Raw genomic sequence first — 24,663 nt, 5'->3', positions numbered from 1 at the left:
TGTCGATGTCGCCGCACGCTTTGGCCGATGGTTGCCGTGGGGTCAAGCCGGAATGCTAGATCGCGATCGCGCTCTTCGCCGGCCGGCCAGCGACATAGACCTCGCGGACAGTGCGGTCGTCGCCCAGCGTCTGCAGGAGAAACAGTTCCTCGGCCAGCGCGCCGACTGTCTCCATCCTGAGCCGCATCGCCGGCGTGACGCGGGCGTCGAGCACAACGATGTCGGCGTCGGTGCCGGCATCCAGCGTGCCGACCTTGTCGGCGACCGACAGTGCCTCGGCATTGCCGCGCGTCAATTGCCAGAAGGACTGGAACGGGTTGAGCTTCTCGCCGTTCAGCGCGATCACCTTGTAACCCTCGTCCATGGTGCGCAGCATGGAATAGTTGGTGCCGCCGCCGACATCGGTGGCGGCCGCGATCCGGAGCGGTTTTTCGCGCCGGCGGTAGCGCTGGTAGTCGAACAGGCCGGAGCCGAGGAAGAGGTTCGAGGTCGGGCAGAACACCGCCACCGAGCCGGAGCCCGACAGCGCATCCGCCTCGCGTTCGGAGAGATGGATGCAGTGGCCGAACAGGCTCTTTTTCCCGAGCAGCCCATAATGCTCGTAGACATCGGTATAGTCGCGCGACCAGGGATAGAGTTCCTGGGTGAAGGCGATCTCGGCATGGTTTTCCGAGAGGTGCGTCTGCATGTGTAGATCGGGATGCTCGCGGCAGAGCGCGCCGGCCATCTCCATCTGATCCGGTGTCGAGGTGATGGCGAAGCGCGGCGTGATGGCGTAGTGCTGGCGCCCCTTGCCGTGCCATTCCGCAATCAGCGCCTTGCTGTCGTCATAGCCTGATTGCGGTGTGTCGAGCAGGCCGTCCGGCGCGTTGCGGTCCATCATCACCTTGCCGGCGATGTTGAGCATGTTGCGGTCGTGCGATTCGGCGAAGAAGGCCTCGGCCGAGGCCTTGTGCACCGAGCAGTAGGCGGCGACCGTCGTCGTGCCATGCCGCACCATCTCGTCGAGGAACAGTCTGGCGATGCGGCGGCCGTGCTGGGCGTCGCGGAATTTCGTCTCCTCGGGAAAGGTGTATTTGTTCAGCCAGTCGAGCAGCTCGGCGCCGTAGGAGGCGATGATCTGCATCTGCGGGAAATGCACATGCGCGTCGATGAAGCCCGGCAGGATGAGATGCGGGCGATGGTCGATCCGTCTTGCCCCGTCGCCGGCCTGCTTCTCGATATCGGCATAGGCGCCTGAGGCGACGATCCGGCCGTCGCTGATCAGCAGGCCGCCATCCTCCTCGTAGCGCCAGGCGGAATGGTCGTCGATCGTTTCCGGCCAGCGCAGGAAGGTCAGCGTGCGGCCGCGCAGAAGAGTCGAGGTCATGCTTACTTTCCCGCGCCTTCGAACCAGGCGACCAGCAGCGCCCGCTCCTTGTCGCTGATCTGGGTGACGTTGGCGGGCGGCATAGCGTGGCTGCGGCCGGCCTGCAGGTAGATCTCGCGCGCATGCTCGGCGATGCGCGCGTCGGTGTCGAGCATCACGCCCTTCGGCGCGTGGTAGATGCCTTCATAGGCCGGCTCCTCGGCATGGCACATCGAGCAGCGGCCAAGCACCGTGTCGCGCACGGCCTGGAAATGCGCCGAGGCGATATAGGTCTCGGCCGCGGCGGAAGCCTTGGGTTCGCCGGTCAGGACCTTCGGCGCCGTCGACAGCCAGATGATGATGACGAACAGCACGGCGGCGCCGAGCCACGTCCAGGTCGGATTGCCCTTGCGGGCATGGACGCTGTTGAAATAGTGCCGGATCAAGACGCCGATGATGAACACCAGCGAGGCGATCACCCAGTTGAACTCGGTGCCGAACGCCAGCGGATAGTGGTTCGACAGCATCAGGAACAGCACCGGCAGCGTCAGGTAGTTGTTGTGCAGCGAGCGCTGCTTGGCGATCTTGCCGTATTTCGGGTCCGGCTTGCGGCCGGCGATCAGGTCGGCGACGACGATCTTCTGGTTCGGGATGATGACCATGAAGACGTTGGCCGACATGATCGTGGCGGTGATGGCGCCAAGATGCAGGAAGGCGGCGCGACCGGTGAACAGGTGGGTGAGTCCCCAGGCGATGAACACCAGCACGCCATAGAGCACCAGCATCAGGCCGGTGTCGCTCTTGCCCAGCGGCGAGCGGCAAAGCAGATCATACACAACCCAGCCGACGCCGATGGTCGCCATCGACAAAAGGATGCCGACCGGCACCGCCATCGGCAGCACATTGGGATCGATCAGGAACAGGTCGGCGCCGGCATAGTAGACCACGCACAGCATGGCGAAGCCCGACAGCCATGTGGCGTAGGACTCCCATTTGAACCAGGTCAGGTGCTCCGGCATCTCGGCCGGCGCCACCAGATACTTCTGGATGTGATAGAAGCCGCCGCCATGCACCTGCCATTCCTCGCCGAAGGCGCCGACCGGCAGGCCGGGGCGCTGGCGCAGCCCGAGGTCGAGCGCGACGAAATAGAAGGACGAGCCAATCCAGGCGATGCCGGTGATGACATGCAGCCAGCGGACGGCGAAGCTCAGCCAGTCCCAGAAAATCGCGAAATCCAGCATCGTGTTGCCCTTGGGAAGTCGTCCCTGCCGATTGCCCGACTTTACGGTCTGGCGCCAAAACGAAAAGAGGCGAGGTGCGCGATGACTTTCAAAAAAAAATAAAAAATACTAGGTTGCAAGCTGTGTTGAGATTCAGGTCAGGCCGAGCCGAAAACGGCGGGTTCCGAGAACCGGAGCGGAGCGTGCTTGAAGCACGTGAGCACCGGAAGCGCAGGAACCCACCGTTTGCAGGCCGGCATAACCTGAAAATCGACACAGCTTGACGCAGCCGTTTGAGAGCCACGCATGGCCTATCTCGACAACATCGCCGTCTTCGTCCGTGTCGTCGAGCTCGGCAATCTATCGGCGGCGGGGCGCGATATGCGTATTTCGCCGGCGGTCGCTTCCAACCGCATCAAGGAGCTGGAGAAGCACCTCGGCGTCCGCCTGTTCAACCGCACGACCAGGCAGCTGATGCCGACCGAGCACGGCACGGTATTCTACACCGGCGCCAAGCAGGTGCTGGAGGCGATAACCGAGGCCGAGGCCGCCGTCTCGGCATTGTCCGGCCAGCCGCGCGGCACGATCAAGGTGACGGCGCCGCTCGGCCTCGGCCGCCGGCTGGTCGCCTCCGGCATCCCGGACTTTCACGACAAATACCCTGATATCGAGGTGCGGCTCAGGCTTTCGGATCACAATGTCGACATCATGAAAGAAGGCATCGACGTCGCCTTCCGGCTGGGCATCATCGAGGATTCCAGCCTCAGGATGCGCGGCATCATGGAATGCGAGCGCGTGCTGGTGGCGGCGCCGAAATATCTGGAGGCGCGCGGCGAGCCGGCCGAGCCGCAGGAACTGATCGGCAAGAAGCACGACTGCCTGATGCTGCGCTATGCCGGCGCGCGCGAATATGTCTGGACGCTGCAGACGCCGGCCGGCCCGCAGAAATTCGAGGTGCATGGACCCTATGACACCGACGACGGTGACGTGCTGACCGGCTGGGCGCTGTCGGGTCGCGGCATCATCAACAAGCCGCGCTTCGAGGTCGAGCCCTTCATTCGCGACGAGCGGCTGAAGGTGATACTCGCCAAGACACCGCCGACGCCGGTGCAGTTCGCCGCCGTCTATCCGCACAAGAAGCTGCAGGACCCGAAGGTACGGCTGCTGCTCGACTTCATGGCAGAGCGCTGCCAGCGGCTGATCAAGGATATTCTGGCGGGCAAATAGGGGCTGGCCGGCAAGTGACGGCCCGCTGGCCCACTCCACAGGCTTGCCTTGCGCGAAGGCGGACTTAGGTTCGCGTCATGCATCTCGCCATTTCGCTCGACATTGCCGCCACCGACGGACAGGCCGGCCTGGACTTCCGCCGCATAGCCGGCTTCGTGCGGAAAATGGAAGCGGCCGGGATCGACCTGGTCGTCGTCTCCGATGCCGCCCCCAGCGGCGCTCGATCGACCAGCCCATTCGAGGCAACGACGCTATTGGCAGCTCTGGCGACCGTTACCGATAAAATAGGCCTCGTCGCCAGCGCCTCGACGCTCGCGCACCAGCCGTACAATCTGGCGCGGCGCTTCGCTTCGCTCGACATCATCAGCCACGGCCGCGCCGGCTGGAGCGCGACGATGGTCCAGGATCCCCGCCAGGCCGCCAATTTCAGCCGGCCTGAAGGTTTTTCGGACGATGATTTCCGTCGCCGCGCCGAAGAATTCATCGGCATCGTGCAAGGCCTGTGGAGAGGCTGGGACGCCGATGCGCTTTTGTTCGACAAGGCCGGCGGCCGTTTCCACGACCCGCAGAAGATGCATCTGCTTGACCACAAGGGCGGGTTCTTTTCGGTGCGCGGGCCGCTCAACGTGGCGCGCTCGCCGCAGGACGCGCCGGTGCTGGTCATGTCCGGCCTGTCCGAGGCCGACCTCGACTTCGCCGTCCGCGTCGCGGACGTCGTCCTGATCGCCGAAGGATCGCCGGAAGCGACAAGGGCTGCTTGTGACGACCTGAGAGGTCGCGCGCTTGCCGCCGGCCGCGAGCCGGATGCCATGAAGGTTCTGATGACTGTCGCCGGGGATCCCGAACTGAAGGCCGAAGTCGGCCCGAACGGCTGCGACGGCCTCAACTTTACTTTGCCGGCGGATCCTCCTGCGCTTGAGGCCTTTGCCGATCGTGTGCTGCCGGAGCTGCAACGTCGCGGCCTGGCTCAATCCGCACGTGCGGGCGCGACGTTGCGCCAGCATCTCGGACTTGAGGCGGGAGGCAAACCATGAGCGCGCGTCAGATGAAGCTCGGCGCCTTCCTGTGGGCGACAGGCCACCACATCGCCGCCTGGCGCCATCCCGATGCGCATGTCACGGCCGGTATCGACATCGACCATTACATACAACTCGCCCGCACGGCCGAAGCGGCGAAGCTCGACATGATCTTCTGCGAGGATGCTGCCGGCCTGCGCGAGGCCAACGTCCAGATCGCCAGCCAGACCTCGCGCTCGATCGGTTTCGAGCCGATCAGCCTGCTTTCGGCGATCGCCGTGCAGACCGAGCGCATCGGCCTCGTCTCCACGGCCTCGACCAGCTACAACGAGCCCTACGGGCTGGCGCGAACCTTCGCCTCGCTCGACCATCTGAGCGGCGGCCGCGCCGGCTGGAACCTGGTCACCTCGGCCAGCCACATCGAGGCCGCCAATTTCGGCTCGACGGGCCTGCGTCCGCATGCCGACCGTTACGAGCGGGCGCGCGAATTCGCCCAGGTGGTCGCCGACCTCTGGCGCGGCGACGGCAATGGCGGCCTCAACCATGACGGCCAGAGCTTTTCGGTCAGGGACGCGCTCGACCTGCCGCGCTCGCCGCAGGGCGCGCCGGTCATGGTGCAGGCTGGAGCCTCGGAGGACGGCAAGGACCTTGCCGCCAGGACCGCCGACGTCGTGTTCAGCGCGGCGCAGACCTTCGAAGAAGCGAAGGCCTTCTACGACGACGTCAAGCGACGGCTCGCCGCCTACGGGCGAGAGCCGGAAGACGTCAAGATCATGCCCGGCGTCGCGCCGGTCGTCGCCGCCACAGAGGCGGAGGCCCGGCAAAAGCATGAGGAATTGCAGGAGCTTATCCCCGACGAGGTCGGCGTGGCGCTGCTCTCCAGCTATCTCAGCATCTCCGATCTCTGGCGCCATCCGATCGACGGGCCGCTGCCCGAACTGCCGGAGAGCGAAGGCATGAAGAGCCGGCAGGCGCTGGTCGTCGAGCAGTCGCGCCGCGACGGCCTGTCCATCCGTCAGCTTGCCCGCCATTTCGCCGGCGCGCGCGGGCATTGGCGGATCGTCGGCACGCCCGCGCAGATCGCCGACGAATTGCAGGCGCGCTTCGAGGGCGGCGCCGCCGACGGCTTCAACGTCATGCCGTCCTGGTTCCCCGGCGAGCTCGACGCCTTCTGTGCCCTCGTCGTGCCGGAACTGCAGCGGCGCGGCCTGTTCCGCACCGACTATGAAGGCCGCACCCTGCGCGAACATCTCGGCCTGAAGCGGCCGGCATCGGATGCTTAGCCGGCGTCCATCATCCGGGCCGTGCCTGACACCCTGATCGAGCTGCCTGGCTGGGGCGGGATGTCGGCATGCAGCCGCGAGCGCATGCCCATGTCCTCGCCCTGCACGATGTCGATCGCGCCGCCATGCGGCCAGCCGAGGTCGCGCAGATAGCCGGCGAAGGCGGCGGTCGAGGCTCCTGTCGCCGGATCCTCGTAGACGCCGCCCGACGCGAACGGATTGCGCGTGTGGAACAGGGCGGGCGCTTCGGCATAGGCGAGCAGGATCGTCACCAGCCCTTCGCGCCGCATCAGCGCCTGCCCGCGCTTCAGGTCATAGGCCATTGCAGCCAGCGCCTCGCGCGACTTCAGCGCCAGCGCGAGATGGTCGGCACCGCCATGGATCAGCGCCGGCGGAATGGCCGGATCGAGATCGTTTGCCTGATAGCCGAACAGCGCCAGCGTCTCCGCGAGGAGCTCTGGTGGGGCCGGCCGGCTGCGCGTCGGCGGCGACTGCAGCGCCGCGACGATGTTGGCGCCGTCGCGAAACCCTTCGACGGTGATCGTTGCCTGATTGAGGGTGAGCGCAAAAATCCCGTCGCCGAACTGCCGCACCAGCGCAGCTCCAAGCGCGATCGTGGCATGGCCGCAGAACGGCACTTCGCTTTCCGGAGAGAAATAGCGGACCCGCCAGCCATCGCCTTCCGGCGCCGCAAAGGCGGTTTCCGAAAACCCGACTTCGGCCGCGACGCGCTGCATTTCGATGGCATCGTCCAAGACCGTGCCGATCACCACGCCGGCCGGGTTGCCGCCGTTGTCGCCATCCGAAAACGCCGCAATTCTCAATACGTCCATCAGGGGTCCGCCTCGTGCTTGTGAGGCGCGCAGAAAACACTTTCCCGAAAGATTTGGGAAATGAAGAAAGCGACGAGCAGCTGTGAGCGCTGGTCATATCCCAGCAGCGTCGCCGCCGGCGCCCCGGCGACTGGGCTCAGTCGGCCATCGCCTTCTCGGGCGTGCTTGAGGCAGTCGCCTCAGTGGCATGCGAGACCAGCGCCGTCATGATCTCCGCGGCGGCGAGCGCCGCGATGACCGGCGGGCGCTTGTCCTTCACCGCATTGCCGCCGATCGGCGAGACCAGGCGGTTGAACTCCGCCTCGCTGCCATCCGCCGATTTGAGGAACCAGTTCTTGAAGGTCGCCTTCTTGGTCTTCGAGCCGATCATGCCGACATAGGCGGCGTCGCCCCGCTTCAACGCTTCGGCGACGATCAGGAAATCGAGCGCATGGTCGTGGGTGAGGATGGCGAAGGCGGCTCCCGCCGGCGCATCGCGCACCACGGCCTCGGGCATCGGCGTCAGTCTGGTTTCGACCGTTTCCGGCATCCCTTCGAGCGCTTCGGCGCGCGTCTCGACGACGACGGCATGGATGGGCAGCAGCGCCAGCGCCGACGCCAGCGCCTGGCCGACATGGCCGCCGCCGAAGAGATAGACGTGAGGCAGATGCGCCTCCTCGACCTCGGCTTTGGCGATCAGCTCTTGTTCGAGTGCCGCATCGACCGGGCGGATCAGCACCTCGACGCGTCCGCCGCAGCACTGGCCGATTTCAGGCCCGAGCGGAACGTCGAGCGTGGCGAACATCTTGCCGGCGTCGCGCAGCCCCTCACCCTTACCCTCTCCCCGTAAGGACGGGGAGAGGGGGGCGCCAGCGTTGCGACTATCTCCCTTCTCCCCGTCACTATACGGGGAGAAGGTGCCGGCAGGCGGATGAGGGGCGGCGGCGACGTCGGCAAATTCCCCGAGAGGTGCAGGGCGTAAAGAGCCCAGCATCTGCCGCGCCTTGTCGATCGCCATATATTCGAGCTGGCCGCCGCCGATCGTGCCGTAAATCGCCGAGGCCGAGACCAGCATGAAGGCGCCGGTCTCGCGCGGGGTCGAGCCCTTGGTTGCCGCGACCTCGACCAGCGCGGCCCGGCCCGTTTGGCCGAGAAAATCCTTCAGGCTTTGCACCTTCGAGTTCATCGTCTGCATTCCCGATACGGAAATATAGAGTTTTTCGGCCCGAATTGCACCTTTGGCCCAGTTCAAGCCGGTCTTGCGGCTCTCAGCCGTTCGATCGCCATCAGCACCCGCTCTGGCGTCGCCGGCGCGTCGAGGCGCGGGCAGATCCTGTGGTCGGCGACGCTCGCCACCGCGTCCGACAGCGCGTGCAGCACCGACATGCCGAGCGGGAAGGGCGGCTCGCCGACCGCCTTGGAGCGGTGCACGGTCGGCTCATGCGCCTCCGGCCAGTCGGCCAGCGTGACGTTGAAGATCTTCGGCCGGTCCGACGCCAGCGGGATCTTGTAGGTCGACGGCGCGTGCGTGCGCAGCCGGCCCTTCTCGTCCCACCACAGTTCCTCGGTGGTCAGCCAGCCCATGCCCTGGATGAAGCCGCCCTCGATCTGGCCGAGGTCGATGGCACGGTTCAGCGAGCGGCCGGTCTCGTGCAGTATGTCGGTGCGCTCGACCACGTATTCGCCGGTCAGCGTGTCGACCGACACTTCCGAGCACGATGCGCCATAGGCGAAGTAGTAGAAGGGGCGACCCTCGCCCTTGTCGCGGTTCCAGTGGATCTTCGGTGTTTTGTAGAAGCCGGCTGCCGAGAGCTGGATGCGCGCCATATAGGCCTGCTTGACGAGGTCGGCGAAGGCGATCTCCTGGTTGCCGATGCGAACCCGGTTGGGCAGGAACAGCACCTGGTCGCGCGGCACCTGGTATTTCTCGGCCGCGAAATTGGTCAGCCGGTCCTTGATCTGGCGGGCGCCGTTCTGCGCCGCCATGCCGTTGAGGTCGGAGCCGGACGACGCCGCGGTGGCCGACGTGTTCGGCACCTTGCCGGTTGTCGTGGCGGTGATCTTGACCTGGTCGAGGTCGATCTGGAACTCTTCCGCCACCACTTGCGCGACCTTGAGATAGAGGCCTTGCCCCATCTCGGTGCCGCCATGGTTCAGATGCACCGAGCCGTCGGTATAGACGTGCACCAGCGCGCCGGCCTGGTTGTAATGCGTGGCAGTGAACGAGATGCCGAACTTCACCGGTGTCAGCGCCAGGCCGCGCTTGATGAAGCGGCTGTTGGCGTTGAAGGCCCTGATTTCACGCCGGCGCCGCTCATAGTTCGAGCTCGCCTCCAGCTCGGCAATGATGCGGTGGATGATGTTGTCCTCGACCGTCTGATGGTAGGGCGTGACGTTGCGGTCGCTGGTGCCGTAGAAATTCTTCTTGCGGATCTCGAGCGGATCCTTGCCGACGGCAAAGGCGACCTCGTCGATGACGCGCTCGGCGCCGACCATGCCCTGCGGCCCGCCGAAACCGCGGAAGGCGGTGTTCGACACCGTGTTGGTGTAGAGCGGCGCCGACTGCGCATGCACCGCTGGCCAGAAATAGGTGTTGTCGCAATGGAACAGCGCGCGGTCGGTCACCGGGCCCGACAGGTCCGAGGAGAAGCCGCAGCGCGCCGCGAACATGAAGTCGACGCCGAGTATGTTGCCGTCGTCGTCGAAGCCGACCTCGTAATCGACGACGAAGTCGTGGCGCTTGCCGGTGGCGGTCATGTCGTCGTCGCGGTCGGGCCGGATTTTCACCGCGCGGTGGTGCCGTTTCGCTGCGATCGCCGCCAGCGCGGCAAATTGGTTGCCTTGCGTCTCCTTGCCGCCGAAGCCACCGCCCATGCGGCGAATCTCCACCGTGATGGCGTTGCTCGGCACCCCCAGCGCGTGGCTGACCATATGCTGGACTTCGCTCGGATGCTGGGTAGAGGAATAGATGGTGACATCCTCGTCCTCGCCGGGGACGGCCATGGCGATATGGCCTTCCAGGTAGAAATGCTCCTGGCCGCCGACGCGCATTTTTCCCTTGAGCTTGCGCGGCGCTGCCTTGATCGCCGCCTCCGCGTCGCCGCGCTTCAGCGTCAGCGGCGGCGTGACCAGCTTGTCTTTCCTTGGGTTTAGCTCGCCGATGTCGGTGACGAAGGGCAATTGCTTGTATTCGACCTTGGCCAGCCGGGTGGCGCGGCGCGCCTGTTCGCGCGTCTCGGCGATGACGCAGAAGATCGGCTGGCCGTAGAACTCGACCTTGCCGTCGGCGAGCACCGGCTCGTCATGGCGGCCGGTCGGCGAGATGTCGTTCTCGCCGGGCACGTCCTTTGCCGTCAGCACGTCGACGACGCCCGGCGCCGCGCGCACCGCCGACAGGTCCATCCGGGTGATGGTGGCATGCGTTGCTGCCGAAAGGCCGAGGCAGCCATGCAGCGTGCCCGCCGGCTCCGGCATGTCGTCGATATAGACCGCCGTGCCGCTGACATGTTTGTGCGCGGAATCGTGGCGCTGGTCGCTGGCGACGCCGCCCTGGATCTTCTGCGCCTTCAGGTTGGGAACGTGCTTGGTCATTGGGCGCCTCCTTTGCCTTCTCCCCGTTCACGGGGAGAAGGTGGCCCGAAGGGCCGGATGAGGGGCAGCGCCGACATTAATGATTTTGCGAAAAGTGGCCGACGGTAGCGCCGCCCCTCATCTGCCTGCCGGCATCTTCTCCCCGTGAACGGGGAGAAGGACGCTGTCCGTCCGCTCGCGTTGGCTTGCATCAGGCCGCCTCGTCACGTGACACTTGGAACGGCGCCTTCGTTCCCATTGTTTCGATGTAGAAGCGCAGCAGAAGGTTCTTCCCCGCCAGCGCCCGATATTCGGCGCTTGCCCGCATATCGGTGAGCGGCGTGAAATCGCTGGCGTACTCGGCCATCGCGGCCTCCACGGTTTCCTCTGTCCACGGCTTGCCGAGCAGCGCCTTCTCCACCGCGAAAGCCCGCTTCGGCGTCGCCGCCATGCCGCCATAGGCGATGCGGATATCGGCGACGGTGCCGTTCCTGGCAAGGGTGAGGTGGAAGGCGCCGAGGGCGGCGGTGATGTCCTCGTCGCGGCGCTTGGTGATCTTGTAGACGGCGAACTTTGCCGCCTTGGCCGGCACCGGCACATGCACGGCCTCGACGAACTCGCCCGGCCGCCGGTCCTGCTTGCCATAGGCGACGAAGAAATCTTCGAGCGGGATCGTGCGCCGCTTGCCGCCGCGGCGCAGCGTCAGCCGCGCGCCGAGCGCGATCAGCGGCGGCGGCGTGTCGCCGATCGGCGAGCCATTGGCGATGTTGCCGCCGATCGTGCCCATGTTGCGCACCTGCTCGCCGCCGATGCGGTCGAACAGCGGCCCGAGCGCCGGAAGGCGCTTCGACAGCGTCGCGAAGGCTTCACTGTAGGTGATGCCGGCGCCGATCGAGATCACGCCCTTGTCCTCGGATATCGTGCACAGCCCGTCGAGATTGCCGATGAAGACCGCCGGCCCGATGTCGCGCATATGCTTGGTCACCCAAAGCCCGACATCGGTGGAACCGGCAACCAGCGTCGCGCCCGGCTCCTTGTCGAGCAGCTTGGCCAGATCGTCGGCGTCGGCGGGCACGATCAGCCGCGCCTTGCCCGCGCCGATCTCCACCCGCGCGCCGTCCTTCAGCGCCGCAAGCCTTGCGGTGATCGACTTGCGCTCGGCCGCCAGCGGGTCTTTCGCCGCCTTGCCGTAGCGGGAAATGGCCCGCGCCGCGCGCATGATCGCCTCATAGCCGGTGCAGCGGCAGAGATTGCCCTGCAGCGCCTTCTCGATCGCCGCGTCCGACGGGTCGGGCGAGCGCATCCACAGCGCGTAGAGCGACATCACGAAGCCCGGCGTGCAGAAGCCGCATTGCGAGCCGTGGAAATCGACCATCGCTCGCTGCACCGGATGCAGGTTTTCGCCGGTGCCGCGCAGATGCTCGACGGTGACGACGTGAGTGGCGTCGAGCGAGCCGAGGAAGCGGATGCAGGCGTTGACGCTTTCATAGACCAGCCGGCCGGCGGAAAGCCTGCCGACCAGCACCGTGCAGGCGCCGCAGTCGCCCTCGGCGCAGCCTTCCTTGGTGCCGCGCAGCGTCCGGTCGAGCCGCAGCCAGTCGAGCAGGGTCGCATCGGGCGCGACATCGGCCAGCGCGATGTCCTCGCCGTTGAGGATGAAGCGGATTTCGTTGCGGGTCTTGACCTTGGCCATCTCTCAACTTCCCCGATAGGTCGAATAGCCATAGGGCGAGATCAGCAGCGGCACATGGTAGTGGCGCGCTTCCGCCATGCCGAAGCGGATCGGCACGATGTCGAGGAAGGCCGGCTCCGGCAGGCTGGTCCCTTGCCGGCGCAGATAGTCGCCGGCGGCGAACACCAGTTCGTATTCGCCGGTGCGGAAATCGGCGCCGGCAAGCAGCGGCGCATCACAGCGGCCATCGTCGTTGGTGACCACCGTTTTCAGATGCGCCCGCGTCTGCCGCTCGATGCGGAACAGCTCGATCGACAGGCCCTTGGCCGGCCTGCCGGTCGCGGTGTCGAGCACATGGGTCGTCAGGCGCCCGCCATCGGCTTTCGACGTTTCTGCCACTGCCGTCTCCCATCCCCGTACTGTCGAACGTTTCTGGTCAATTGTGCGCCCATTAAAGGCGATGCATAAGTCCCGGTCGAGCGGAGCGTGACAAAAAGCACTTTCAAAAATTTTCGGGGGAATGCACGAGCACTCCTTTCGATATCTTCACCTCAACGATCCGGCAGGAGTGACAATGCGTTACGAACGGGACATGCGCGGCTATGGGGCCAATCCGCCCGATCCGAAATGGCCCGGCGGCGCACATGTGGCGGTGCAGTTCGTCGTCAATTACGAAGAGGGCGGCGAGAACTGCGTGCTGCACGGCGACAAGGCTTCGGAAGCCTTCCTGTCGGAGATCGTCGGCGCCGCGCCCTGGCTCGGCCAGCGCCACTGGAACATGGAATCGATCTACGAATATGGCGCCCGCGCCGGCTTCTGGAGGCTCCACCGGCTGTTCACCGAAGCGCAAGTGCCGGTGACCTGCTACGGCGTCGCCACTGCGCTCGCGCGCTCGCCCGACCAGGTGGCGGCCATGCAGCAGGCCGGCTGGGAGATCGCCTCGCACGGGCTGAAATGGATCGACTACCGCGATCATTCGCCCGAAGACGAGAAGCGCGACCTCGAAGAGGCGATCCGGCTGCATTACGAGGTGACCGGCGCCCGGCCGACCGGCTGGTACACCGGCCGCACCTCGGTCAACACGCTGCGGCTGGTCGCCGAGGAGGGCGGTTTCGACTACGTCTCCGATACCTATGACGACGAATTGCCCTACTGGTTCGACCGCGGCGGCCTGGAGAAGCCGCAGCTCGTCATCCCCTATACGCTCGACGCCAACGACATGCGCTTCGCTACGCCGCAAGGCTTCAATTCCGGCGACCAGTTCTTCGCCTATCTGAAGGACAGTTTCGACACGCTCTATGCCGAGGGCAGGGACGGGCGGCCGCGCATGATGAATATCGGCCTGCATTGCCGGCTGGTCGGTCGTCCGGGCCGCGTGGCGGCGCTGAAGCGCTTCGTCGATTATGTCAAATCGCATGACCGGGTCTGGCTGGCGCGGCGCATCGATATCGCCAGCCACTGGCGCGAGACGCATCCTTACCAGGCGCCGGCGCTGCGTCCGTCGCGGATGGAGTTCGAGGCCTTCGTCCATGCCTTCGGCAGCGTCTTCGAGCATTCGCCCTGGATCGCAGAGCGCGCCTACGAGCTGGAACTCGGCCCGGCGCATGACAGCGCCGGCGGCGTGCACAACGCGCTCTGCCGCGTCTTCCGCGCCGCAACCGAGGCCGAGCGGCTGTCCGTGCTCAACGCCCATCCCGACCTTGCCGGCAAGCTGGCGAAGGCCAGGCGGCTGACGGCGGAATCGGCCAGGGAGCAGGCCTCCGCCGGGCTCGACGCGCTGACCGACAAGGAACGCGAGCTGTTCTCCAAGCTCAACGCCGCCTACGTCACCACTTTCGGCTTCCCCTTCATCATCGCCGTCAAGGGCAAGAGCAAGGACCATATCCTGGCGGAGTTCGAGCGGCGCATCGGCAACAGCCGCGCCACCGAGTTCGAAACCGCCTGCAAACAGGTCGAGCGCATCGCGCTGCTTCGGCTGAAAGACATGCTGCCGCTCTAAATGTTTGGTTTTACGCAACTCCGGACGAAACACCGTCACACACTGGATTTGCTCTGAGGATCAGGACTATGGACATGATCAAGACGCCCGAGCGCACCTACTACGCACCGCATGGCGGCCATCCCGGCCAGAGCGAGCTGCTGACCGGTCGCGCCGTCTTTACCGAGGCCTATGCCGTCATCCCCAAGGGGGTGATGCAGGACATCGTCACCAGCGCCTTGCCTTTCTGGGACAAGACCAGGGTCTGGATCATCGCGCGGCCGCTGTCGGGCTTTGCCGAGACCTTCTCGCAATACATCGTCGAGGTCGAGCCCGGCGGCGGCAGCGAGCGGCCGGAGCCGGATGCCGGCGCCGAGGGCGTGCTGTTCGTGGTCGAGGGCGAGCTCAGCGTTTCGCTCGCCGGCAAGAAGCACGTGCTTCGCCCCGGCGGCTTCGCCTTCCTGCCGCCGGCGAGCGGCTGGACGGTGCGCAACGAAAGCAAGGCCGCCGTCCGCTTCCACTGGGTGCGCAAGGCCTATGAGCCGGTGGACGGGCTCGATACGCCACCGCCCTTCTTCGCCAACGAGCAGGACATCGCGCCGAGCCCGATGCCCGGCACCGCAGGCCGCTGGGCGACGACCCGCTTCGTCGACCCCGCCGACCTGCGCCACGACATGCATGTCACCATCGTCACGCTGGAGCCGGGCGCCGTCATCCCCTTCGCCGAGACCCATGTCATGGAGCATGGCCTGTACGTGCTGGAAGGCAAGGCCGTCTACCGGCTCAACCAGGACTGGGTGGAGGTCGAGGCCGGCGACTATATGTGGCTGCGCGCCTTCTGCCCGCAGGCCTGCTATGCCGGCGGCCCGGGAAAATTCCGCTATCTGCTCTACAAGGACGTCAACCGTCACGCCAAGCTCGGCGGCGCCGGCCTCGGAGGCCGCGCGCGGTGACCCGCATCGTCGCCCGGCCGCTGACGCGCGAGAACTTCGCCCCGTTCGGCGACGTCATCGACATGGGCGGCGACAATCACTACCCGATCAATGCCGGCAAGGCCGAGCGCTACCACGACCTCGCCACCGCCGAAGCCGCCGGGCCGAACGCCAGGGTGCTGATCTCGATGGTGCGCGGCACGCCCTATGAGATGCCGCTCAAGCTGACCATGGTCGAGCGCCATCCTTTCGGCAGCCAGGCCTTCATCCCGCTGTCGCCGCGCCCTTTCCTGGTCGTCGTCTGCCATGACGGCAAGGGCGGCCCCGGCGAACCGCACGCCTTCATCACCGCGCCCGGCCAGGGCATCAACTACCGCCGCAACCTCTGGCACGGCGTGCTGACGCCGATCGGCGAGGCGCAGGATTTCCTGATCGTCGACCGCGGCGGCGACGGCTCCAACCTCGAAGAGTGCCATTTCTCGCACCCCTACGAGATTCACCTTCCCTGAGTACCGAGACCCCATCATGACCGACATTTCGCTGATCGACCGCCTGCTCGACGTCATCGAGCACGACATCGTGCCGAAGACGGCCGAGGGCGTCGCCGATGGCAACAAGCTGTTCGGCGCCGCGATCCTGAGGAAGGACGACCGCTCGCTGGTGCTTGCCGAGACCAACAACGAGATCGAAAATCCGCTCTGGCACGGCGAAGTGCATTGCCTGAAGCGCTTCTACGAAATGCCGAAGGCAGAGCGCGTCGAAACCGGCGACGCGATCTTTCTCGCCACGCACGAGCCTTGCTCGCTCTGCCTGTCGGCCATCACTTGGACCGGCTTCGATAATTTCTACTACCTCTTCAGCCATGAGGATTCGCGCGACAGCTTCGCCATCCCGCATGACCTGAAGATCCTGAAGGAGGTCTTCACCCTCGACCCCGGCGGCTACAATGCCGAGAACGCCTACTGGAAGAGCTTTTCCATCCGCAGGCTGGCGCGGGCGCTGCCGGAAGCTGAGCGCAGCCGGCTGGAAGCGCGTATCGGCAAGATTTCCGCGCGCTACGACGAACTGTCCGGCGCCTATCAGGAAAGCAAGGCCGACAACGACATTCCGCTGAACTGACGCGGATTGACCAGCCGATTTCGCCGGCTGGCTCATGACGCGGTGAGGCGGGCTCCATCATGTGCCAGCCATGAAAACCGTCACCGAATTTCCCCGCAAGGTCATCGAATTTCCCGACATGGGCATCGTCATGCCGGATGGCTGCCGGCTGTCGGCGCGCATCTGGATGCCGGAGGACGCCGCCGACGATCCGGTGCCGGCGATCCTCGAGCATCTCCCCTACCGCAAGCGTGACGGCACCATCTTTCGCGATCAGCTGACGCATCCCTATTTCGCCGGTCACGGCTACGCCTCGATCCGTGTCGACATGCGCGGCAATGGCGATTCCGAAGGGCTGATGGACGACGAATATTCCGAGCAGGAATTGCAGGATGCCTGCGACGTCATCGCCTGGGCGGCGGCGCAACCCTGGTGCAACGGCAATGTCGGCATGATGGGCATCTCCTGGGGCGGCTTCAACTGCCTGCAGGTCGCGGCCAAGCAGCCGCCGGCGCTGAAGGCTGTAATCAGCCTGTGCTCGACCGTCGACCGCTATGCCGACGATATCCATTACAAGGGCGGCTGCCTGCTGATCGAGAATTTCGGCTGGGCCTCGACCATGCTCTCTTACTCGTCGCGGCCGCCGGATCCGCTGATCGCCGGCGGCAACCGCTGGCGCGATTTGTGGCTCGACCGGCTGGAGAACCAGCCCTTCCTGGCGCCGCTCTGGCTCAGCCATCAGCATCGCGACGCCTACTGGAAGCGCGGCTCGATCTGCGAGGATTTTTCGGCGGTCAAGGCGGCCGTGCTGTCGATCGGCGGCTGGCATGACGGCTACCGCAACACCATCTCGCATCTGGTCACCAACATCGAGGCGCCCGTCAAGGGCATCGTCGGCCCGTGGATTCACAAATACCCGCATTACGCCGGACCCAGGCCGGCGATCGGCTTCCTGCAGGAGGCCTTGCGCTGGTGGGACCGCTGGCTGAAGGGGGCCGAGACCGGCGTCGAGGCCGATCCCGACTACCGCGCCTATGTGATGGACAGCGTGCGGCCGGCGCGCTGGCACCCGGAGCGGCCAGGCCGCTGGGTGGCCGAGCAGGAATGGCCGTCGTCCAATGTCAAGGTAGAAGCGATCGATCTGATTCCGGAAGGCGCCAAGCCTGCCATCGTCGCCACGCCGCAAAGCTGCGGCCTTGCCGGCGGCGAATATTTCCCCTTCACCTTCGGGTCGGAACTGCCGGGCGACCAGCGCCCCGACGATGCCCTGTCGGTGTGTTTCGACCGGCCGGTGCTTGATCGGGCGATCGACATTGTCGGCGCGCCGGAACTCCTGGTCAGGGTCGCCTCGGACCGGCCCCAGGCCAACATCGCTGTCAGGCTCTGTGACGTCCATCCCGATGGCGCCTCGGAACTGATCTCCTACGGCGTGCTCAACCTGACGCACCGCAACTCGCACGAATTGCCCGAGGCGCTGCCGCCGGGCGAGAGTGTCTCGGCCCGTGTCGTGCTCGACCAGTGCGCCTACCGCGTGCCGGCCGGCCACCGGCTGCGCATTGCCGTTTCAAACGCCTACTGGCCGATGATCTGGCCCTCGCCGGAGCCGGTCCGCCTCGACCTGTCGAAGGCCACGCTCAACCTGCCGGTCCGCCCGCTGGCGACAGGCGACGAAGTTTCGTTCCCCGCCCCCGAGGGCGCCACGCCCTGGCAGACCGAGACGATCCGCCCCGCCAGTTCCGAGCGCCATGTCGACCGCGACGAGAAGACCGGCATCGTCACGCTTTCCATCACCGATGATTTCGGCGCGGTGCGCGACCTCGCGCATGGTCTCGCCAATGGCAGCATGGTCAGGGAGGTCTGGGCGATCCATCCCGATGATCCATCGTCAGCCTCGGGGAAAACCCACTGGACACAGACTTTGTCGCGAAATGGATGGTCGGTGCGTACCGAAACCTTCGCGGCGATCCATTCCGACCCGCAAAACTTCGTGCTGAGCGCCAGAATCGAGGCCTATGAGGGCGAAAACCGCGTCTTCGAACGCGACTTCGAACAGAAGATTCCACGCGCTCTCGTCTGAGAGCTGGCAGGATTGGTCCAATTGCGACGCGCCATTTACGCCACGGCATGTCGCATTCGGTCTTGCTTACAGCTTTCCGTTGCGCTCATTATCCTCACAAGAAACAAGAAACGGCCGCAAGGTCGAACCATCAGAGTGAGGAACCTGCAATGTCTAACGAACTGGACTATCTCAGCCGTCGTGTCGCCGCCGGCAAGCTCAGCCGTCGCGACTTTCTCGGCCGCGCCGCCGCGCTCGGCATCTCCGCTCCCTTCGCCAATTCGCTGCTTTCGAGCGCGGCCCGCGCCGCCGGTCCGGTTAAGGGCGGCACGCTGAAGGCCGGCCTCGTCGGTGGTGAATCCACCAACAGCCTCGATCCGGCGCTGATGATGACCCAGGTGCCGTTCGCCTTCGGCAAGTGCTGGGGCGAAATGATCGTCGAGCTGTCGCCTGACGGCAAGCTCGAGAACCGCATCGCCGAGGAGATCGGCTCCTCCGATGATGCCAAGGTCTGGACGCTGAAGATCCGCGACGGTGTCGAATTCCACAACGGCAAGACCGTGACCGCCGAGGACGTCGCCGCCACGCTCGAACGTCACTCCGACGAGAAGTCGAAATCCGGCGCTCTCGGCTACATGAAGGGCATCGAGAGCATCAAGGCCAGCGGCAAGGAAGTGGTGCTGACGCTGAAGGAGGCCAATGCCGACCTTCCCTACCTGCTCAGCGACTATCACCTGATCGTCCAGCCGAACGGCGGCAAGGACAAGCCCGATGCCGGCATCTCGGCGGGGCCCTATGTGGTCAAGACCAACGAGCCCGGCGTGCGCCATGTCGGCGAGCGCTTCGCCAACTACTGGCAGGGCGATAAAATGGGCCACGCCGACCAGATCGAGGTGGTCGTCATCAACGACGCGACGGCGCGCACCGCGGCCCTGCAGGGCGGCCAGGTCAACATGATCAACCGCGTCGAGCCGAAGATCGTCGACCTGATCAAGCGCGTGCCGGGCGTCACCATCCGCAACCATGCGGGCCCCGGCCACTACGTGTTCATCATGCATTGCAACACGGCGCCGTTCGACAACAACGATCTCAGGATGGCGCTGAAGCTGGCCATCGACCGCGAGGAGATGCTGAACAAGGTGCTGCGCGGCTACGGCTCGCTTGGCAACGACTTCCCGATCAACGCGGCCTACCCGCTGTTCACCGAGATCGAGCAGCGCAAGTACGATCCGGACAAGGCCAAGTTCCACTACAAGAAGTCCGGCCATGACGGGTCGGTGCTGCTCAGGACCTCCGATGTCGCCTTCCCCGGCGCCGTCGATGCCGCGCAGCTCTACCAGCAGAGCGCGGCCAAGGCCGGCATCAAGCTCGAGATCAAGCGCGAGCCGGGCGACGGCTACTGGAACGAGGTCTGGAACAAGCAGCCCTTCTGCGCCTCGTATTGGGGCGGCCGCTCGACCCAGGACCAGATGTACTCGACCGCCTATCTGTCGACGGCCGACTGGAACGACACGCGCTTCAAGCGTCCGGACTTCGACAAGATGGTGCTGGCCGCGCGCGCCGAGCTGGACGAGGCCAAGCGCAAGGCGATGTACCATGACATGGCCGTCATGGTGCGCGACGAGGGCGGCCTGATCCTGCCGATGTTCAATCAGTTCATCGATGCCACCGGCGCCAAGGTCGGCGGCTGGGTCGACGATCCGCATCAGGAGCTGATGAACGGCTACGCTCTGGCGAAGTGCTGGCTCGAAGCCTGAGTTCGGCCTTGCGGAGATGTCCTCACCCATCGTGAAACTGGTGGCCCAGCGCGTTGCGCTGGGCATCCTCCTCTTGTTGGCCGTTTCGGTCCTGATCTTCGCCGGCACCCAGATCCTGCCCGGCGACGTCGCGCAAGCCATTCTCGGACAATCGGCGACGCCGGAGTCGCTCGCCAATCTGCGCGAGCAGCTCGGGCTGAACCAGCCTGCCTATCTCCGCTACTTCCACTGGCTGGGCGGCGTGCTCACCGGCGATCTCGGCACCGCCATGTCGAGCGGGCAGGACATTGCGACATCGATCAAGGACCGGCTGTGGAACACGCTGTTCCTCGCCTTCTGGGCGGCGATCGTCGCCGTGCCGCTGGCGATCATCCTCGGTCTGATCGCGGTGCGTTACCGCAACGGCTGGGTCGACAAGCTGATCTCCGGCGTGGCGCTGGCCTCGACCTCGTTCCCGGAATTCTTCATCGGCTATGTGCTCGTCTTCTACTTCGCCGTGCAGCACCAATGGTTCCCGGCCATCTCCACCGTCTATGAGGGCATGCCGTTCGGCGAGCGCATGCAGGCCATCGCCTTGCCTGCGGCGGCGCTGACGTTGGTGGTTCTGGCCCATATGATGCGCATGACGCGCGCGGCGATCCTCAACGTCATGCAGTCGGCCTATGTCGAGACGGCCGAGTTGAAGGGTCTGTCGGCCTTCGCCGTCATCCGCAAGCATGCGTTCCCGAACGCCATCGCGCCGATCATCAACGTCGTCATGCTCAACCTCGCCTATCTCGTCGTCGGCGTCGTCGTGGTCGAGGTGATCTTCGTCTATCCCGGCATGGGACAGTATCTGGTCGACCACGTCACCAAGCGCGACGTGCCGGTCGTTCAGGCGGTCGGCCTGATCTTCGCCGCCGTCTATATCAGCCTCAACATCATCGCGGACATTGCGGCGATCGTCGCCAATCCGCGCCTCAGGCATCCGAAGTAGGAGGGAGCGGGACATGCTGAATATTGCACGCATCCCCCTACCGGCATTGATCGGTATCGTGCTGACCTCGCTGTTCGTGCTGGCAGCGATCTTCGCGCCCTGGATCGCGCCGCACGGCAATGCCGAGATTGTCAGCGACGTCCCTTGGGAACCGATGTCATCGGCGCACTGGCTGGGCACCGACAATCTCGGCCGCGACCTGCTGTCACGCATGATCTACGGCGCCCGCATCACCCTGTTCATCGCGGTGCTGGCCACCGCGCTGTCCTTCTCGCTCGGCGCCATACTCGGTTTTTCGGCCGCGGTGTTCGGCGGCTGGTACGACACCATCCTGTCGCGCCTCATCGACCTGCTGATGTCGATCCCGACGCTGATCATGGCCCTCGTCGTGCTTTCGGTGCTCCCCTCTAACGTGGTGACGCTGATCCTGGTGATGGGGGTTCTCGACTCCACCCGCGTCTACCGGCTGTCGCGCGCGGTCGCCGTCGACATCAACGTCATGGATTATGTCGAAGCCGCCAAATTGCGCGGCGAAGGCAGCGCCTGGATCATCTTCCGCGAGATCCTGCCCAATGCGCTGTCGCCGCTGGTCTCGGAGCTTGGCCTGCGTTTCATCTATGCGGTGCTGTTCTTGTCGACGCTCTCCTTCCTCGGCCTCGGCGTGCAGCCGCCGGATGCCGACTGGGGCGGCATGGTCAAGGAAAACAAGGACGGTATCGTCTTCGGCATCGCGGCGGCGCTGATCCCGGCCGCGGCCATCGCGGCGCTTGCCATCTCCGTCAATCTCGTCGCCGACTGGGTGCTCAACCGGACGGCAAGCCTGAAGGGAGGGCGCGGGTGATGGCCGACACCAAAGCGAAGCCCGGCATGCTGCTCGACATCCGCAACCTGCGCATCGAAGCGACCGTCTATCCGCCCGGCGAGCAGCCGAAGACCATCACCTTGGTGCACGACGTCTCGCTGACGCTGGAAAAGGGCAAGGTGCTCGGCCTGATAGGCGAGTCCGGCGCCGGCAAGTCGACCATCGGTCTGTCGTCGATGGGCTATGGCCGCGGCGGCGTGCGCATCACCGGTGGCGAGGTCATCCTCAACGGACGCGACATCCTGAAGGGCGGCAAGGAAGGCTTCCGCAGGTTGCGCGGCCGCGAGGTCTGCTATGTCGCGCAGTCTGCGGCCGCAGCCTTCAATCCCGCCCACCGGCTGATGGACCAGGTGGTCGAAGCTGCCCTTCTGCACGGCACGGCGACCCGGGCCGAGGCCGAGAAACGTGCCGTCGCGCTGTTCAAGAAACTCAGCCTCCCCAACCCGGAAACCATTGGCGAACGCTTCCCGCACCAGGTCTCCGGTGGTCAGCTGCAGCGCGTCATGACGGCGATGGCGCTGTGCTCCGAACCCGACCTGATCGTCTTCGACGAGCCGACCACCGCGCTCGACGTGACGACGCAGATCGACGTGCTGGCGGCGATCAAGGACGCCATCCGCGACACGCATGTCGCGGCGCTCTACATCACCCATGACCTTGCCGTCGTCGCCCAGGTGTCGGACGAGATCATGGTGCTGCGCCACGGCCGGCTGGTCGAATGGGGCGGCACCCGCCAGATCATCAAGGAACCGCGCCAGGAATACACCAACGCGCTGGTCTCGGTGCACGAGATCGCGCACCAGGAGCAAACGCCCGGCACGACGCCGGTGCTGTCGGTGAAGAACGTGACCGCCGCCTATGGCCGCAGCCACATCAAGGTGCTGAAAAACGTTTCGGTCGACATCTTTCCGGGCCAGACGCTGGCCGTCGTCGGCGAGTCCGGTTCGGGCAAGTCGACGCTGGCGCGCGCCATCACCGGCTTGCTGCCGCCCGAGCAGGGCAGCGTCGTCTTCGATGGCCGCACGCTCGGCAACAAGCTCGTCGACCGGCCGAAGGAGGATCTGCGCCAGCTGCAGATGATCTACCAGATGGCCGACGTGGCGATGAATCCGCGCCAGACGGTCGGCACCATCATCGGTCGGCCGCTCGAATTCTATTTCGGCATACGCGGCAGCGAGCGCGACCGGCGCGTCGCCGAGCTGCTCGACAAGATCGAGATGGGCAAGGGTTTCGTCGACCGCTACCCGGCCGAGCTCTCCGGCGGCCAGAAGCAGCGCGTCTGCATCGCCCGCTCGCTCGCCGCCAAGCCGAAGCTGATCATCTGCGACGAGGTGACGTCGGCGCTCGACCCGCTGGTCGCGCATGGCATCCTCGAACTGCTGCTCGGCCTGCAGAAGGAGGAAGGCGTCGCCTATCTGTTCATCACCCACGATCTCGCCACGGTGAAGTCGATCGCCGATTCGATCGCGGTGATGTATCGCGGCGAGGTGGTGCGCTACGGCGCCAAGAGCAAGGTGCTGGCACCGCCCTTCGATGCCTACACCGATCTCTTGCTGTCCTCGGTTCCCGAAATGGAGATCGGCTGGCTGGAGAAGGCGATCGCGGGTCGTCGCATGGCGAGCGCGGGCAACTAGGGCCCAGGAAGCATCGGCCTGCCCGTTTCACGGGTGTGGGCGCCGCGTGTCCGAGAGACCCGCGGCGTTCCGATTTCAAAGGACATTGGAATGGAGCCGCCGGTGGCGCTCGCGACAAAGCTTCTGCTTATCATCCTCGACGGCGTGCCCTACCGGAACTGGCGCCGGCTCATGGGTAATCTCGAAGGCTGGGTCCAGTCGGGCGAGGCGCGGGTCTGGAAGATGCGCTCGGTGCTCCCGTCGACCTCGGCCTGCTGCTATGCCTCGATCCACACCGGCGTTGCGCCGCAGGTGCATGGCATCCTGTCCAATGAGAACCGGTTCAGGGTCGAGCAGCCGGACATCTTCTCCGAGGTCAGCAAGGCCGGCGGCAGGACGGGCGCGGTCACCCATTCCTACTGGTCGGAATTCTTCCGCTCCTATCCGTTCGACCTCGTCGAGGACATGGAGTTCGACGAGCCGGGCGGGCCGATCACCCATGGCCGCTTCCACACCATGACCGGCTACAATGCCAGGAACCAGATGACGCCCAGCGATGCCGACCTGTTCGCCACGCTGACCATGCTGGCCAGGCGCCACGGCATCGACTACGGCATCCTCCACACCTGCACGCTGGATTCGATGGGGCATCGCTTCGGCCATGAGTGCCATGAGATGGACCATGCCGTCTATGCGATGGATGCCATGCTCGCCGGCTTCCTGCCGCTCTGGCGGCAAGCCGGCTACGAGGTGATCGTCACCGCCGACCATGGCCAGACCGACCGCGGCCACCACGGCGGCCATGACGACGAGATGCAGGATTTCGCCCTATACTATTTCGGCCCGGGCAAAGGTCCCGAGCCAGACACGCTGCTCGACCAGTTGCAGCTGGCGCCGACGGTGCTGAAGCGCCTCGGCGTGCCCGTGCCAGAGACGATGAAGGCGAAGCCGTTTTTGGGGTGAAACGCGGCGTTGGCGCCCCCTCTCCCCGTCACTATACGGGGAGAGGGTAAGGGTGAGGGGCAGCGCCAACATCGACAATTGCCGACGCCGGCGCCGCCCCTCATCCGCCTGCCGGCAGCTTCTCCCCGTATAGTGACGGGGAGAAGGCAGATATGTCCGAACCGGATAGATAGGTAACAGAATGGACCGATTGCATAGGTGACAGTTTTCTCCCTCGCCGGAGGACCCGGCGATGGTTTGGCGAGAGACTGGCATCATGGACGAGCGGCTTCGTTTTGTA

General features: G+C 65.4%; 20 protein-coding genes. 13 read left to right on the top strand and 7 right to left on the bottom strand.

The features are described from left to right. Positions 1-55 precede the first annotated feature (55 nt). Positions 56-1,369 (bottom strand): guanine deaminase, encoded by a 1,314-nt coding sequence (gene guaD / locus EN786_RS28690; protein WP_127311312.1) that lies wholly within the window; start codon positions 1,367-1,369, stop codon positions 56-58. A gap of 2 nt (positions 1,370-1,371) precedes the next feature. After that, positions 1,372-2,589: a urate hydroxylase PuuD gene (locus tag EN786_RS28685; protein ID WP_127311313.1), complete on the bottom strand. Its 1,218-nt coding sequence runs from the start codon at positions 2,587-2,589 to the stop codon at positions 1,372-1,374. 285 nt (positions 2,590-2,874) lie between these two features. On the opposite strand from EN786_RS28685, the gene EN786_RS28675 reads away from it, so the two are divergent. From EN786_RS28675 to EN786_RS28665, 3 genes are all read left to right on the top strand, one after another. After that, a complete protein-coding gene (locus EN786_RS28675) occupies positions 2,875-3,795 on the top strand; it encodes a LysR family transcriptional regulator (protein WP_127285407.1) in 921 nt (306 codons plus the stop codon). 77 nt (positions 3,796-3,872) lie between these two features. Next, on the top strand, positions 3,873-4,829 hold the full coding sequence (locus EN786_RS28670) for an LLM class flavin-dependent oxidoreductase (RefSeq protein WP_127311315.1): 957 nt from the start codon (positions 3,873-3,875) through the stop codon (positions 4,827-4,829). Then, on the top strand, positions 4,826-6,094 hold the full coding sequence (locus EN786_RS28665) for an LLM class flavin-dependent oxidoreductase (RefSeq protein ID WP_127391962.1): 1,269 nt from the start codon (positions 4,826-4,828) through the stop codon (positions 6,092-6,094). The genes EN786_RS28670 and EN786_RS28665 overlap by 4 nt, the downstream gene beginning before the upstream one ends. On the opposite strand, the gene EN786_RS28660 is transcribed toward EN786_RS28665, so the two are convergent. From EN786_RS28660 to uraH, 5 genes are all read right to left on the bottom strand, one after another. After that, positions 6,091-6,927: a PhzF family phenazine biosynthesis protein gene (locus EN786_RS28660; protein ID WP_127311801.1), complete on the bottom strand. Its 837-nt coding sequence runs from the start codon at positions 6,925-6,927 to the stop codon at positions 6,091-6,093. The two genes, EN786_RS28665 and EN786_RS28660, sit on opposite strands and share 4 nt — an antisense overlap. A gap of 136 nt (positions 6,928-7,063) precedes the next feature. Continuing rightward, positions 7,064-8,092 (bottom strand): xanthine dehydrogenase accessory protein XdhC, encoded by a 1,029-nt coding sequence (gene xdhC, locus EN786_RS28655; RefSeq protein ID WP_127311800.1) that lies wholly within the window; start codon positions 8,090-8,092, stop codon positions 7,064-7,066. A 62-nt stretch (positions 8,093-8,154) separates the two neighbouring features. Beyond that, on the bottom strand, positions 8,155-10,497 hold the full coding sequence (gene xdhB / locus EN786_RS28650; RefSeq protein ID WP_127391960.1) for a xanthine dehydrogenase molybdopterin binding subunit: 2,343 nt from the start codon (positions 10,495-10,497) through the stop codon (positions 8,155-8,157). A 190-nt stretch (positions 10,498-10,687) separates the two neighbouring features. Next, entirely contained in the window at positions 10,688-12,169 is a 1,482-nt protein-coding gene (gene xdhA / locus EN786_RS28645) for a xanthine dehydrogenase small subunit (protein ID WP_127311421.1), read from the bottom strand. Positions 12,170-12,172: 3 nt separating this feature from the next. Beyond that, the gene (gene uraH / locus EN786_RS28640; RefSeq protein ID WP_127285650.1) at positions 12,173-12,547 is read right to left on the bottom strand and encodes a hydroxyisourate hydrolase; all 375 of its coding nucleotides are present in this window, start codon (positions 12,545-12,547) and stop codon (positions 12,173-12,175) included. Positions 12,548-12,722: 175 nt separating this feature from the next. Between uraH and puuE the strand changes: the two genes are divergently transcribed. The 10 genes from puuE to EN786_RS28590 all read left to right on the top strand — a co-directional run bounded on the left by puuE (position 12,723) and on the right by EN786_RS28590 (position 24,383). Further along, positions 12,723-14,147 carry an allantoinase PuuE gene (puuE, locus tag EN786_RS28635; RefSeq protein ID WP_127311420.1) on the top strand — a complete coding sequence of 475 codons (1,425 nt, stop codon included), beginning with the start codon at positions 12,723-12,725 and terminating at the stop codon, positions 14,145-14,147. A gap of 68 nt (positions 14,148-14,215) precedes the next feature. Beyond that, positions 14,216-15,079 carry a bifunctional allantoicase/(S)-ureidoglycine aminohydrolase gene (locus EN786_RS28630; RefSeq protein ID WP_127311419.1) on the top strand — a complete coding sequence of 288 codons (864 nt, stop codon included), beginning with the start codon at positions 14,216-14,218 and terminating at the stop codon, positions 15,077-15,079. Then, positions 15,076-15,567: an ureidoglycolate lyase gene (locus EN786_RS28625; RefSeq protein ID WP_135909148.1), complete on the top strand. Its 492-nt coding sequence runs from the start codon at positions 15,076-15,078 to the stop codon at positions 15,565-15,567. The genes EN786_RS28630 and EN786_RS28625 overlap by 4 nt, the downstream gene beginning before the upstream one ends. A 16-nt stretch (positions 15,568-15,583) precedes the next feature. Beyond that, positions 15,584-16,177, top strand: coding sequence for a nucleoside deaminase (locus EN786_RS28620; protein ID WP_127311417.1), 594 nt, complete (start codon positions 15,584-15,586; stop codon positions 16,175-16,177). 70 nt (positions 16,178-16,247) lie between these two features. Beyond that, complete coding sequence (locus EN786_RS28615; RefSeq protein ID WP_135909147.1) at positions 16,248-18,233, top strand: CocE/NonD family hydrolase; 1,986 nt, start codon at positions 16,248-16,250, stop codon at positions 18,231-18,233. 149 nt (positions 18,234-18,382) lie between these two features. Then, positions 18,383-19,969: an ABC transporter substrate-binding protein gene (locus EN786_RS28610; protein ID WP_127285656.1), complete on the top strand. Its 1,587-nt coding sequence runs from the start codon at positions 18,383-18,385 to the stop codon at positions 19,967-19,969. 16 nt (positions 19,970-19,985) lie between these two features. Next, positions 19,986-20,945: an ABC transporter permease gene (locus tag EN786_RS28605; RefSeq protein ID WP_127285657.1), complete on the top strand. Its 960-nt coding sequence runs from the start codon at positions 19,986-19,988 to the stop codon at positions 20,943-20,945. A 13-nt stretch (positions 20,946-20,958) separates the two neighbouring features. Further along, positions 20,959-21,786 carry an ABC transporter permease gene (locus tag EN786_RS28600; RefSeq protein WP_127285658.1) on the top strand — a complete coding sequence of 276 codons (828 nt, stop codon included), beginning with the start codon at positions 20,959-20,961 and terminating at the stop codon, positions 21,784-21,786. After that, complete coding sequence (locus EN786_RS28595) at positions 21,786-23,441, top strand: ABC transporter ATP-binding protein (RefSeq protein WP_127311196.1); 1,656 nt, start codon at positions 21,786-21,788, stop codon at positions 23,439-23,441. Before EN786_RS28600 ends, EN786_RS28595 begins: the two co-directional genes overlap by 1 nt. 102 nt (positions 23,442-23,543) lie before the next feature. Continuing rightward, positions 23,544-24,383, top strand: coding sequence for an alkaline phosphatase family protein (locus EN786_RS28590; protein WP_127311195.1), 840 nt, complete (start codon positions 23,544-23,546; stop codon positions 24,381-24,383). The last annotated feature ends 280 nt before the right edge of the window (positions 24,384-24,663 follow it).

The sequence above is a fragment of the Mesorhizobium sp. M4B.F.Ca.ET.143.01.1.1 genome, from assembly GCF_004792275.1.
GTDB classification, from domain to species: Bacteria; Pseudomonadota; Alphaproteobacteria; order Rhizobiales; family Rhizobiaceae; genus Mesorhizobium; species Mesorhizobium abyssinicae.
This window is presented reverse-complemented; position numbering and strand designations above follow the sequence as displayed.

Coding starts and splice junctions, on each gene's coding strand:
- guaD (WP_127311312.1), bottom strand. CDS start 1,369: ATGACCTCGACTCTTCTGCGCGGCCGCACGCTGACCTTCCTGCGCTGG.
- EN786_RS28685 (WP_127311313.1), bottom strand. CDS start 2,589: ATGCTGGATTTCGCGATTTTCTGGGACTGGCTGAGCTTCGCCGTCCGC.
- EN786_RS28675 (WP_127285407.1), top strand. CDS start 2,875: ATGGCCTATCTCGACAACATCGCCGTCTTCGTCCGTGTCGTCGAGCTC.
- EN786_RS28670 (WP_127311315.1), top strand. CDS start 3,873: ATGCATCTCGCCATTTCGCTCGACATTGCCGCCACCGACGGACAGGCC.
- EN786_RS28665 (WP_127391962.1), top strand. CDS start 4,826: ATGAGCGCGCGTCAGATGAAGCTCGGCGCCTTCCTGTGGGCGACAGGC.
- EN786_RS28660 (WP_127311801.1), bottom strand. CDS start 6,927: ATGGACGTATTGAGAATTGCGGCGTTTTCGGATGGCGACAACGGCGGC.
- xdhC (WP_127311800.1), bottom strand. CDS start 8,092: ATGAACTCGAAGGTGCAAAGCCTGAAGGATTTTCTCGGCCAAACGGGC.
- xdhB (WP_127391960.1), bottom strand. CDS start 10,497: ATGACCAAGCACGTTCCCAACCTGAAGGCGCAGAAGATCCAGGGCGGC.
- xdhA (WP_127311421.1), bottom strand. CDS start 12,169: ATGGCCAAGGTCAAGACCCGCAACGAAATCCGCTTCATCCTCAACGGC.
- puuE (WP_127311420.1), top strand. CDS start 12,723: ATGCGTTACGAACGGGACATGCGCGGCTATGGGGCCAATCCGCCCGAT.
- EN786_RS28630 (WP_127311419.1), top strand. CDS start 14,216: ATGGACATGATCAAGACGCCCGAGCGCACCTACTACGCACCGCATGGC.
- EN786_RS28620 (WP_127311417.1), top strand. CDS start 15,584: ATGACCGACATTTCGCTGATCGACCGCCTGCTCGACGTCATCGAGCAC.
- EN786_RS28615 (WP_135909147.1), top strand. CDS start 16,248: ATGAAAACCGTCACCGAATTTCCCCGCAAGGTCATCGAATTTCCCGAC.
- EN786_RS28610 (WP_127285656.1), top strand. CDS start 18,383: ATGTCTAACGAACTGGACTATCTCAGCCGTCGTGTCGCCGCCGGCAAG.
- EN786_RS28605 (WP_127285657.1), top strand. CDS start 19,986: ATGTCCTCACCCATCGTGAAACTGGTGGCCCAGCGCGTTGCGCTGGGC.
- EN786_RS28600 (WP_127285658.1), top strand. CDS start 20,959: ATGCTGAATATTGCACGCATCCCCCTACCGGCATTGATCGGTATCGTG.
- EN786_RS28595 (WP_127311196.1), top strand. CDS start 21,786: ATGGCCGACACCAAAGCGAAGCCCGGCATGCTGCTCGACATCCGCAAC.